13 protein-coding genes are annotated in these 12,499 nt (G+C 32.2%); 12 read left to right on the top strand and 1 reads right to left on the bottom strand.

Translation table 11 applies throughout. From position 1 onward, the window contains the following. The first annotated feature begins 346 nt into the window (after positions 1-346). Positions 347-1,249: an oxygen-dependent coproporphyrinogen oxidase gene (hemF, locus tag ACJJVO_RS12925; protein WP_405576947.1), complete on the top strand. Its 903-nt coding sequence runs from the start codon at positions 347-349 to the stop codon at positions 1,247-1,249. Positions 1,250-1,315: 66 nt separating this feature from the next. Then, on the top strand, positions 1,316-1,702 hold the full coding sequence (locus tag ACJJVO_RS12920; protein ID WP_405574818.1) for a YchJ family protein: 387 nt from the start codon (positions 1,316-1,318) through the stop codon (positions 1,700-1,702). A 65-nt stretch (positions 1,703-1,767) separates the two neighbouring features. Here the strand turns inward: ACJJVO_RS12920 and ACJJVO_RS12915 are convergent, their stop codons facing one another. Further along, positions 1,768-4,404, bottom strand: coding sequence for a DEAD/DEAH box helicase family protein (locus ACJJVO_RS12915; RefSeq protein ID WP_405574816.1), 2,637 nt, complete (start codon positions 4,402-4,404; stop codon positions 1,768-1,770). Positions 4,405-4,524: 120 nt separating this feature from the next. On the opposite strand from ACJJVO_RS12915, the gene hemB reads away from it, so the two are divergent. The 10 genes from hemB to ACJJVO_RS12865 all read left to right on the top strand — a co-directional run bounded on the left by hemB (position 4,525) and on the right by ACJJVO_RS12865 (position 12,478). Next, a complete protein-coding gene (gene hemB, locus ACJJVO_RS12910) occupies positions 4,525-5,517 on the top strand; it encodes a porphobilinogen synthase (RefSeq protein ID WP_405574814.1) in 993 nt (330 codons plus the stop codon). A gap of 158 nt (positions 5,518-5,675) precedes the next feature. Further along, a complete protein-coding gene (locus tag ACJJVO_RS12905; protein WP_405574813.1) occupies positions 5,676-6,371 on the top strand; it encodes an Ig-like domain-containing protein in 696 nt (231 codons plus the stop codon). 23 nt (positions 6,372-6,394) lie between these two features. Then, positions 6,395-7,261: a hypothetical protein gene (locus tag ACJJVO_RS12900; RefSeq protein WP_405574811.1), complete on the top strand. Its 867-nt coding sequence runs from the start codon at positions 6,395-6,397 to the stop codon at positions 7,259-7,261. A 218-nt stretch (positions 7,262-7,479) separates the two neighbouring features. Continuing rightward, positions 7,480-7,887, top strand: coding sequence for an Lrp/AsnC family transcriptional regulator (locus ACJJVO_RS12895; protein ID WP_405574809.1), 408 nt, complete (start codon positions 7,480-7,482; stop codon positions 7,885-7,887). Between the two features lie 120 nt (positions 7,888-8,007). Next, entirely contained in the window at positions 8,008-9,126 is a 1,119-nt protein-coding gene (locus ACJJVO_RS12890) for a CNNM domain-containing protein (protein WP_405574808.1), read from the top strand. Continuing rightward, positions 9,126-9,599: a methylated-DNA--[protein]-cysteine S-methyltransferase gene (locus ACJJVO_RS12885; protein WP_405574806.1), complete on the top strand. Its 474-nt coding sequence runs from the start codon at positions 9,126-9,128 to the stop codon at positions 9,597-9,599. Before ACJJVO_RS12890 ends, ACJJVO_RS12885 begins: the two co-directional genes overlap by 1 nt. Beyond that, the gene (locus tag ACJJVO_RS12880) at positions 9,599-10,120 is read left to right on the top strand and encodes a PaaI family thioesterase (protein WP_405574804.1); all 522 of its coding nucleotides are present in this window, start codon (positions 9,599-9,601) and stop codon (positions 10,118-10,120) included. The genes ACJJVO_RS12885 and ACJJVO_RS12880 overlap by 1 nt, the downstream gene beginning before the upstream one ends. 13 nt (positions 10,121-10,133) lie before the next feature. Next, positions 10,134-11,288 carry a serine hydrolase domain-containing protein gene (locus ACJJVO_RS12875; RefSeq protein ID WP_405574802.1) on the top strand — a complete coding sequence of 385 codons (1,155 nt, stop codon included), beginning with the start codon at positions 10,134-10,136 and terminating at the stop codon, positions 11,286-11,288. 16 nt (positions 11,289-11,304) lie between these two features. Beyond that, the gene (locus ACJJVO_RS12870) at positions 11,305-11,775 is read left to right on the top strand and encodes a hypothetical protein (protein WP_405574800.1); all 471 of its coding nucleotides are present in this window, start codon (positions 11,305-11,307) and stop codon (positions 11,773-11,775) included. After that, positions 11,765-12,478 (top strand): 3'-5' exonuclease, encoded by a 714-nt coding sequence (locus ACJJVO_RS12865; protein WP_405574799.1) that lies wholly within the window; start codon positions 11,765-11,767, stop codon positions 12,476-12,478. The genes ACJJVO_RS12870 and ACJJVO_RS12865 overlap by 11 nt, the downstream gene beginning before the upstream one ends. The last annotated feature ends 21 nt before the right edge of the window (positions 12,479-12,499 follow it).

The raw sequence follows: 12,499 nt of genomic DNA, 5'->3' as shown, positions 1-12,499 counted from the left end.
TTTTAATAAGCAGAATTCAAGAACAGGAGCTTTGTTTGAAAGACCTTTCAAAAGAAAACAAATTAAAGATGAAGATTATCTAAAACAACTCATATTATATATTCATAAAAATCCTGAAAATCATAATATTGTTAAAGATTTTCAACACTATAAGTTCTCTTCCTTTCAATCTTACTTTACTATAAATAACACTTTAATTAGTTCAAAAAAATCTTATATCATTTCATTATTTGATGATTTAGAAAACTTTAAAGACGCACATAGTATTAATATATCGACTAAATTAAATATGGAATACGATGATGATTCTAGACCTGCAAGGTTTGAAAAACCTGCTAGGTCTTCAATGAAAAACAAATTCTTCAAATACATACACCAACTACAAGACACTATCACTTCAAAGCTTGAAGAAGTAGACGGCAAAGCTAAATTTCAAGAAGATAATTGGAAACGACCAGAAGGAGGAGGTGGAAGAACTCGCGTTATAGAAAACGGTAACGTTTTTGAAAAAGGAGGTGTAAATATCTCTGGCGTTCATGGAAAATTACCAGATAGTATGCAAAAATACTTTGGTGTTGAAGATGCCGATTTTTTCGCCTGTGGACTAAGTTTAGTATTACACCCAACAAATCCAATGGTTCCGACAGTGCATGCGAATTGGCGCTATTTTGAAATGTATGATAAAGAAGGTAACATCGTAGACCAATGGTTTGGTGGTGGACAAGATTTAACGCCTTACTATTTGTTTGAAGACGATGCCAAACACTTCCACCAGACATGTAAAACCGCTTGCGATAAGCATAACCCAGAATTTTATCCGAAGTATAAATCACGATGCGATGAATACTTTTATAACGCTCATAGAAATGAAGGTCGTGGTTTAGGTGGTTTATTCTTTGATTATTGTAAAGCTACAGATGAAATGAGTATGCAAAACTGGTACGATTTTGTAACCGAAGTTGGCGATAGTTTCCTTGAAGCTTATGTACCAATTGTTGAAAAACGAAAGCATTTAGAATACACAAAACTTCAGCGCGATTGGCAAGAAATTAGAAGAGGACGTTATGTAGAATTTAATTTGGTGCATGATAAAGGCACATTATTCGGATTAAAAACGAATGGACGCATAGAAAGTATCCTAATGAGTTTACCACCACATGTACAATGGGTTTACGACCATCATCCGGAAGAAGGAAGCGAGGAAGAAAAATTGATTAAGGTGTTGCAAAACCCTGTGGATTGGGTATAAACAATTGACACTATCTCAGACCTAGCAGGTTTTTCAAACCTAGCAGGTCTCTAAAAAATAGCAACCATGAATTGCCACTGCGGAAATACCAAAACCTACCAAGAATGCTGCGAAATATTCCATCGCAGCAACGGAAAAACAGAAACAGCTGAGCAACTGATGCGCTCGCGCTATAGTGCGTTTGTTTTAGCAGATGGCGATTATTTAATGGCAACACATCATAGTTCTACACGACCAATAAAAGAGAAAAAAGCCATTGTGAAATGGGCAAAATCCGTACAATGGATTCGACTAGAAGTATTAGAAACCTTAAAAGGCACAGCAGATGATATTAAAGGAATTGTTACCTTTAACGCTTATTTTTTTGAAAATAGAAAAGTAGACGTCATTAACGAAAAGTCTGCTTTTATTAAAGAAGATAAGCATTGGTATTACTTAGGATTGAGTGAATAAACAATAAAACTAAGACCTAGCAGGTTTTAAAAACCTAGCAGGTCTTCTCTTTATTTATCTTAAAGCTATTTCCAAACCATAACTTCCTTAGTCACTTCCTTAAAAGCATTATAAACATGAGCTAATCGTGCTTTTAACAACAGTTTTCTACCCTCAACACTACGCGTAAAAAACAGCTTGTTTCTTCCTAAATACTTCGCCCAATATTTTTGAAATACGAGAGCATTTTCTTTTTTATCGCCAAACAACTCTGGAACAGGATAAAAATTTTCAACATTAAAATGCTTTCTAAAAAGATTTGTTTTTATAATTAAATATCTAGGCGATTCAATAGGTTCTAATAGTTGGCTCAATGCCTTTGTAAATAATGAATTTTCGAGCGCATTTGCACCTACTAAATTACAAACCACATCGCCTTTTCCTAATAAATAAGAATTAACTGTAATGTCCTTTCTATTGGAAGTGATAAATCCCAATTCATCTAAAGTATCGAGAATGGCTAATCCCATTTTGCCAATCTTTTTATAGAGATAACCATGACGAATGTAGAGTTTTATGGCTTTATAAAGTTTATATCCAAACATAAAAACAAAGGCTGCAACAAATGCATAAACAAAATAAAGCACACCTCTTTGTAAAATGAAATTGAAACTATTGGCTATAAATTCTACATAAAAAAGCGTCATTGTAATTAATAATTCTACTACAAAAAACCGAAGCACATCAAAATAATAAATTTGTTTTTGCCTTTTAAATGGTCGTTCTCCTTGATGTAAAATCTTTACTTCCTTGGTTAGTTTGGTACCTTTTCCGATGGCATTATTCCATTTTTCGGTAATTAAAATTCGCTTTGTAGCAACATTTAATGTCGATTCATTTAACGCATCAATAGATTCTACAGGAATTTCATCAGGAATATTCAACCTCTCAAAACCATTAGAAATAAAAGGAATCGTACTGTTTGTGACACCAACAAATGCTTCAAACCGTCGCTTTAAAGTATCTACTTCTTTTCCGCCATCTAAATCGGTTGGGTCCACACATGCCAAATGCCAAATGTTTCCTGTTTTTTTAGGTGAATCTAAATCTTTCCTAATGGCTCTGCCTCGCATTTGGTTAGACGATACAAACGAACCAATGAAAGAAGCCAAAATTAAACTGTTTATAGATGGTGCATCCCAACCTTCGCCCAACAACGATTTTGTACCAACGAGAACTCTAATATATCCTGTTTCAAAAAGTTGTGTAATAATGCTTACAACGGAATTTTTGGGTTTACCTTTTGAGGTTACTAGCAAAAATGATTCGTCTATTTGTAATGGCGACAATGAAAAATAATCTAAAGATTCAATCACTTCAAAATGTCTTAAAATAGATTGATGAATAATTACAATACTACCAGAAAGCACTGCTAATTCTTCGGGTTTATCGCAATAATGTCTTACATATTGAAAAATAGGAAGCACACCAATTTTATCGATGTCTTCAATTTCTTCATCATTAATATTTAAAAATTCTTTCCGAATATAATCCGTAAGAATTACACATCTTAAATCTCGTTTTAAACTTTCACGTTCTGCATTTACAATACTGACTATACTTTTTAGCTTACTTGGGCTGTTAGAAAGGGATTTATAAAGTAGTTGCTCGCCAATAAAATCTACCGAATTCCGCTCAAAAACATTAAGTTTTCGTAATCGTTTTTCTAATTTTGAAACGTACTTTTCTTGTTCTATTAAATGTTCTCTATCTGCAACTAAGATGTTCTGAAACAAAATAGCTAACCATTGATAATCGAGTTCAGGAAACTGAATCATTTCCTTTTCATCAAAACCTAAAACTTCTAATTTTTGATGGTCGATTTCAAATCCACAGGCATACAAAAAGATGAGAATCGCAGAAAAATATTCGGTATTGGTATAAAGTTCATCCAGATGCCAATTTGGGTTTTTATAAAAACGATGTTCAATTAAAAAGTTAATGAAAGTTTCATCCTTTAATAATTCGTCTTTAAAATCTGAAATATTTCGTCTGAAATCAACAATAAAATTAATCTCTAAATCTTCGGGTTTTGAGAAGTATACAAAATCTTGGTGTGGACTCAAATCTTTTTCGCGCACCAAATCTGGTACTGCAATTTCATCATCAACTTCGCCACAAAGGGTAAAATATTTAGACACCTCTGCTCTACTGCTATCGTAAGGTGGTGTTGCGGTTAATGACACTATGTAAAACTGAGAATTCCGTTTTAAATCCATTAAGCAGTTCCACCATGCATTTTTTAAATGATGGGCTTCGTCTAAAACTAAAGTTTCAATATTATGGGATTTGAAGAATTGGTAATAGTCGTTTTTATCTTCAAAGGTTTTGTAAAACGCATGAAGCGATTGATAGGTGGAAAATGTTATGTCGCTAGGTGCTTTCAAATCGAAAGAAAAAGCCTCAAAATTAGAGTTTTTCGTAAAAAAAGACTGCAATCTACTTTCCCATTGATTCCTAATGGTCAATGTGGGCGCCAACACCAATGTTTTCTTTCCTAGTTTCCTAACAATCTCTAATCCTAAAATGGTTTTCCCTGAACCAGGCGGTGCAATCACGTGAAAATGATTGTCTGCAATATGGCTATTAAAATGCTTTAAAAGTTCGGCCTGATAGCTTCGCCATGGAAAAATAAATTCTAAATCATCTAGGGATTTGAGCACTCAGAAATGGGTTTTATTAGTTAACTTTGTGAGTGATAAAAGTAATCATAAAAAACCTGTCAGGTTTTAGATACTGAATTAACTTCAGCACAACGCCTAACAAGTCTAAAATACATAATCATGTTTCCATTACGAAGAAATAGAAGACTAAGAACTAACGCGGCTATTAGAAGTTTAGTTAGAGAAAACTACATTACACCAAATGATTTTTTAGTGCCACTTTTTGTGGTTGAAGGCAAAGGCGTAAAAGAAGAAATTGCATCAATGCCAAATTACTATCGCTTCAGTTTAGATTTACTAAAAGACGAAGTAAAATTATTGTGGAGTTTAGGTTTAAAATCAGTTTTACTATTTGTAAAAGTAGATGATAAATTAAAAGATAATAAAGGTACTGAAGCTTGGAACCCAAACGGATTAATGCAACGCGCTATAAAAACCGTTAAAGAGGTTTGCCCACAAATGTTAGTAATGACTGATGTGGCTTTAGACCCATACTCATCTTACGGACACGATGGTATTGTTGAAGGTGGAAAAATAATAAATGACGCAACAGTTGAAGCTTTAGCAGAAATGAGTTTGTCTCACGCAGAAGCTGGTGCTAATTTTGTGGCACCAAGTGATATGATGGATGGCAGAATTATTGGAATTAGAGAAGCCTTAGACCAATCTAACCTTATTGATGTAGGTATTATGAGCTATTCGGCTAAATATGCCTCTGCTTTTTATGGGCCTTTTAGAGATGCTTTAGACTCTGCACCTGTAGATGTGGTTGATATCCCAAAAGATAAAAAAACCTATCAAATGGATTTTGCTAATAGAGACGAAGCGATTAAAGAAACGGAAATGGATATTAATGAAGGTGCAGATATTGTGATGGTAAAACCAGGTTTGTGTTATTTGGATATTGTACGCGATATTAAAAACAATTTCAATGTTCCTATTGCTGTTTACCAAGTTTCTGGAGAATACGCTATGCTTAAAGCTGCGGCTGAAAAAGGGTGGTTAGATCATGATGCTGTAATGATGGAACAAGTGACTGCAATTAAGCGCGCTGGTGCTGATATTATTGCTAGTTATTTTGCTAAGGACGTGGTTAAAATTATAAATGGATAAATCAATATTTTAAAATTATTAGAGCTTTCTATTATCCAATAAACAGAAATATATTGCTCTAAAAATCAATTAACCATTTTGTTAAATAATTAAGATAATTATATTTATTTGTAAGGGTTTGAATTAAAAAAAGACAACTTATTCATAAAACTATTTTTATGATAAGAAAGTACGCGTTTTGGTTTGTTTCAATACTCATTTTACAAACGAGTTGTATCGGCGAAGATATAATTACAGATTTTATAGAACCTGAGCTAAGAATTTTAAATCCTATTAGTTCGTTACCTGCTTCTGAAACACATCAATTTAACGTAGCATATTTTAATAATATTGGTATTGAAGAAGAAACCACGGTGACCTGGATCAGTTCTAATGAAACTGTAGCTAGTGTTAATTCTTCTGGATTACTAACAGCCATTTCTGAAGGTATTTCAAATATATCTGCTAGCATTCAAGATGAGGACGTTTTTTTAGAAGAAAATTTCTCAATTACCGTTTCTGAAAATGGTACTGTTATTATAATAGAACCTGTTGTAAAATCGGGAACTATTGTAACAACCAGCAGCTACTTACTTACAGGAACATTTACGCTTCAAGACCAAGAAAACTCAGATAACTTACTACTCTCTGTAAATAGTGACTATCAAGCAACAACAAGTTTACCTGGACTTTATTTATACTTAACCAACAACCCAAATTCAATCTCTGGTGCTTATAGCGTTGGACCTGTAAGTGTCTTTAATGGTGCTCACAACTACACAATTCCTGATACTAATATTAACGATTACACCTATTTACTTTATTGGTGCCAACCTTTTGGTGTAAAAGTAGGAACTGGCGAAATATTAGATTAATTCATCATCTTTAGACAATTACAATGACAATTAAAAAATTAGTTGCTACACTAGCAATCATCATTTTGGGTTCTCAATTTTCTTTTTCTCAATGGACAAAAGACAAAGGTAAAGGCTATTACAAAGTTTCTGCTTGGTACTTAGAATCAGACGAACATTATACAGACACAGGCGATAAAGATCCTAACGCTACGCGAACAAATTTTAATTTCAATTTTTATGGACAATACGGATTGACTAAAAAATGGGATTTAATCGCATACATTCCTTTTTTCTCAAGAACAACTCAAAATGATATTGTTTCTGGAACTACAGGTCAGTTGCTAACAAAAGGAGAAGCTGTAAATTCTATCGGAGATATAGATTTAGGAGTAAGCTATGGCATCTTAAATAAAAATTCTTGGGCGTTATCTGCTACATTTAAATTAGGACTTCCAACAGGAAAAAGCGAAGGAGGTTCTGACGGTAGTTTTCAAACAGGCGATGGAGAATTCAATCAATTATTACAACTGAATTTAGGAAAATCTTTCAAACTATATAATCAATCTTTTTATGGAAAATTATATTTTGGTTTTAATAATAGAACTAATGATTTTTCAGATCAACTAACCACAGGATTAGAATTAGGCACACAGTTAATCAAAGATAAATTTTGGTTAATAGGCAGATTAAATACCGTACAATCTTTACACAACGGAAGTTTAAATGCTCAAAATTCTCAAGGCAGTATATTTGCTAACAATATTGAATATGTTGGTTTAGGAGCAGAAGTTTCTTATTATATGACTAAAAAGCTCGGTTTATCATTAAATTACTCATCCCTTTTAAGTGGAAAAATCATTGCTGCAAATCCATCATTCAGTGCAGGAGTATTTTTAGATATAAAGTAGAAAATATTATTAATTTATTCCTTCCTATTGAATTCAAAATGTTCTAATTTTTTTGAATAAATAAAGTGCATAATAGTTCAGTTTATTATATGTTATTTTTAAAAAGATGCTATAAAATCATTTAACAAACATAGATTTCTAATTAACAATCCAATTAATTTTACTATATTTAGTTTCGAATCAATCAAATAACCAATAAATTGATTTCGAAACCACAAATGGACACTATTGACGAGAAAATTATAAAAATGCTTAATGCAAACGCACGAGAATCATTTGCAACCATAGGGAAATCTGTAGATTTATCTGCTCCTGCTGTTGGTAAACGCGTAAAACAATTAGAAGAAAAAGGGATTATTTTAGGCTATTCACTCCGACTTAATCATGATAAATTAGGCTTCAATACAAGAGCTTATATTAATCTAAAAATTCATCAATCTAGCACATTAAGAACTGCATATAATCAAATTAAAGGATTTGACGAGGTTCATCGTTGTGATCGTATTACAGGAGAAGACAGCTTGTGTATTCTTGCCTATTTTAAAAACAATAAAGACTTAGTGAAGTTGTTAGAGCGTATTTCTCAATATGGAATTCCTAATACACGTATTATTTTAGAAAGTTAATCATCAAATTGTGCTTAATTTCTAATTATAAAATCTTTAATAATATAATGTCTTAAAATTGCATAAGATGTTTAACTATTCATTTTGTAACTTTGTACTTAACAAACTTAATTTCAATTAATGGGCTTACTCATTTTTTACGCTGTCATATCCATCTTCTTTTCATTTTTATGTTCTATTTTAGAAGCTGTGCTTTTAAGTATTACGCCAACTTTTCTTAATCTTAAAAAGAAAGAAGGCAAAGCATATGCAGAAGAATTAGAAGAACTAAAAAAGGATGTAGATCGTCCTTTAATTGCCATTTTAACATTAAACACTATTGCACACACTGTTGGTGCAATCTTAGTTGGTGTGCAAGCTAAAGTCGCTTATGCTGAGATTTATGGTACTACCAAGCAATCCTTTTTGGGTATTAATTTTACTGAAGATATTATGGTTGGCGTGGTTTCTACGGTTATGACCATACTAATTTTGGTAGCCTCAGAGATTATTCCAAAAACGATTGGTGCTACACATTGGAAAAAGTTAGCCAACTTTACAACTAAAGCGCTTAATATTTTAATATTTCCGCTAAAATGGACAGGCATTTTATGGTTACTTCAATTGACAACGAAACTAATTGGTGGTAAAGGGCATGGAAGTGTTTTAAGCAGAGAAGGTTTTGTGGCAATGACAGAAATTGCTCATGAAGAAGGTGTTTTTGAAGAAAATGAAAGTAAAGTCATAAAGAATTTACTAAATTTTAAAGAAGTAAGAGCTAAGGATGTAATGACACCTCGTACTGTTGTAAAAACTGAAAATGAAAGTATGACCATTGAAGAATTTTTTAATGAAAATTCTAATATTCGTTTTTCTCGAATTCCTGTTTTTACAAATGAAGCAGATAATATTACAGGTTTGGTTTTAAAAGCTGAAGTCTTTAAAGAAATGGCATTAGGTAATGGTTCTAAATTATTATCCGAAATTAAACGAAGTATCATTATTGTAGAGCGTAATTTACCTATTCCAACTTTGTTTGAACAACTCATTGAAAGCAGAAATCATTTAGCCTTAGTTGTAGATGAATACGGTACATTAAGTGGTTTAGTAACTATGGAAGATGTTATTGAAACACTTCTTGGTCTAGAAATCATGGATGAAAGTGATAACGTGTCTGATTTACAATTATTAGCACGAAAAAGTTGGGAATCTAGAGCAAAACGTTTGGGTATAATTGATAATGATAAGCCAGAGGATTAATGCAAACATGCTATATTGAAACACCTCTTGGACATGCCAAAATTGTTGGAGACGACAAAGGCATTGCTTCGGTTTCAATATTAGATACAAAAGAAGAACTATCAGATACCATTCCAGAATCTTTATTAGATTGTGTGATTCAACTTAAAGAATACTTCAACGAAACCCGGAAAACTTTCGACTTAAAACTTAATCCTGAAGGAACTACCTTTCAGAAAAAAGTATGGCACCAATTGGAGACTATTCCTTTTGGCAGAACCTTTTCATACTTACAATTATCTAAACAACTTGGAGACCCTAAAGCTATAAGAGCAGTAGCAAACGCCAATGGTAAAAATCCACTTTGGATAATTGTACCTTGTCATAGAGTAATTGGTAGTGATGGTAGCTTAACAGGTTACGCTAGTGGTTTATATAGAAAACAATGGTTGCTAAATCACGAAAGCGATTACAAACAACAATCTTTATTTTAATGTATAAAAAAGGGACCGAAATCTTAAAACGCTTTTTTAAAACCTCAACAATATACAAATATGGTTTTAACTGGTCGCCAATGTATAGACGTACAACAGCAAAACTCATAGAAGTCAGTGACGATTTGCTGTTTATAAAAATTAGAATAAAACCAAATTGGAAAAACCGTAATTACGCAGGTACAATTTTTGGTGGAAGTATGCTCTCTGCAACAGATCCAATTTATATGATACAATTAATTCAGTTACTTGGCGACGATTATGTAGTTTGGGATAAAGCCGTAAAAGCACGTTACAAAAAACCTGGAAAAGCAACAATCTATGGTGAATTTGTTTTTAATACTGAAGAAATAGAAGCCATAAAAGAATCTGTTTCAACGCATCACGAAACCGATATTACTAAAACAATGCACCTAGTAGATGCAGAACAAAATATTATTGCTACTTTTAATAAAACACTTTATATAGCCAATAAACAGTTTTATAAAGAGAAACTAGCCAAAAGAAAAACGAATAAATAAACACGCTCTCTACATGAAATTCTTAAAAAAGACTTTAAAATTTATAGCCATATTACTTGCTGTAGTTATTGCTGCATTATATATCACAGATACAGATTATTTATTAAAAGCTGTTAGAACAATTTATCTAACAGGTCATTCTACAGCTTATTTAGAAGATTATAAAAAATTCGATAATCAAGCGATTGCTGCAAGTAATAATCCACAACCTTGGCCAAATCATAAAGCATATAATTCTGTTGAAGCCACTGATGATTTAAAAACAGCTAATACCGATTGGAAATCTATTGCTTATGTCATCATAAAAAACGATAGTGTGTGGTTTGAAGAATATTACGACGGTTTTAATGAAGATTCTAAAACCAACTCATTTTCTATGGCAAAAAGCTACGTTTCTGGCTTAATGTTTAAAGCCATACAAGATGGTTATATAAAAAACTTAGACCAACCTGTTTGTGATTTTTTACCTGCTTTTTGCGATGGTAAAGCCGCAAAAATGACCGTTGGAGATTTATCTACTATGAGTTCTGGCACTAATTGGGACGAAGCTTACTATTCACCATTATCCATAACAACGCGTGCTTATTTTGATGATGATTTAGCCAAAGTAATGAATGGTTTAAAAATGGAAAAAGAACCTGGACAAGCCTTTAAATATGCAAGTGGAGACACACAGATGCTCGCTATGGTTGTTGAAAAAGCAAGCGGTAAAAAGCTCTATAAATATTTTGAAGAAAGCTTTTGGAAACCACTCGGTTCTGAAAACGAAACCCTTTGGCAAGTAGATAGTGAAGACCATGATTTAGTAAAAGCTTATTGCTGTATTGCTAGTAACGCTAAAGACTTTGCGCGTTATGGCAAACTCTTTAAAGACCATGGAAAATGGAATGGAAAACAAATATTAGATTCTACTTTTGTGGCTAAATCTATAGTGCCAAGATTTTCTGAAAGTCCAGAATATGGCTATGGTTGGTGGTTAAAAAAACAATTTGGTAAAGACTTTTTTATGATGCGTGGTCACCTTGGCCAATACGTTATTGTACAACCAGAAGATAATGTTATTATTGTTAGATTAGGGCATAAAAAATCACCAGACGCTGGTGTTGGTGTTTTTACAAATGATATTAGTTTATACATAGAAGAAGCTTATAAAATGATGGGGAAATAATTATAACTAGGACCAATTGATAACAAAAGAACATCTATTATTTTTAGTAGTCGGTGGATTTTCGATACTGCTAACCGCTGAATTAGCATATTTTGTTGGTCAAATTATAAACCAGTTTCTAATTTTAATTAATCAAGATCCTTTGCTTATTATAATTATAAAGGAAATTGTTCAGTTAGTTGTTTTTATACTTTCTGTGCATGTATTGTTAAAATTGATTACTAAGCAAAAAGCAATAAATAAGGACAAACTCATAAAGTTAATAGTCTGGATAATTATTGTTTATGCTATTGTTCAAGTTTTACAAATTCTGTATGGTATCTATGGTATTTCATCGTTTGAAGGTTATCGCGAAGCAACAATCAATTACTCTGAGTTCATTACAGAAAATTACTTAATTTTAATTATTTCGTCAATTATATATTATTTTCAACTCTTATTATTTGCTATTTTAATTGTAAATTATACACTTAAAGATGATCAATAAACTCAATTTAGAAAACATATTATTCTTAGATATTGAAACAGTTCCGGAAACGGAAAATTTCTCTGATTTAGATAAAACCAAACAAGATCTGTGGGACGCCAAATCGCGTTATCAACGTAAAGAAGAGTTTTCTGCAGAAGAGTTTTATGATAGAGCAGGAATTTGGGCAGAATTTGGAAAAATAGTTTGTATTTCTGTTGGGTATTTTAAAATGGAAGGTGAATCTCGAAACTTTAGAGTCACCTCATTTTATGGAGATGAAATCAAGATATTAAAGGATTTTAAAAATTTATTGATTTCGCATTTTAGTTCTAACAAACATTTACTGTGTGCTCATAACGGTAAGGAATTCGATTTTCCATACATCGCAAGACGTATGATTATCCACAACATAGAATTACCGTATAAACTGAATCTCTTCGGCAAAAAACCTTGGGAAGTGCCGCATCTCGATACTTTAGAACTTTGGAAATTCGGAGATTATAAAACCTATACCTCTTTAAAATTATTAACTAACGTGTTAGGCATTCCATCACCAAAAGATGATATTGATGGTAGTGAAGTCTATCGTGTGTATTACAAAGAAAAAGAGATTGACAGAATTGTTGTGTATTGCGAAAAAGATACGATTGCCGTTGCTCAAATTTTCTTAAGATTAAGAGGAGATGAATTGCTTCATGATAATGAAATAAAACATATATAAAAAAGTCCAGATTTTAAATCT

The sequence above is a fragment of the Winogradskyella sp. Asnod2-B02-A genome, from assembly GCF_045063645.1.
Taxonomy (GTDB): Bacteria; Bacteroidota; Bacteroidia; order Flavobacteriales; family Flavobacteriaceae; genus Winogradskyella.
This window is presented reverse-complemented; position numbering and strand designations above follow the sequence as displayed.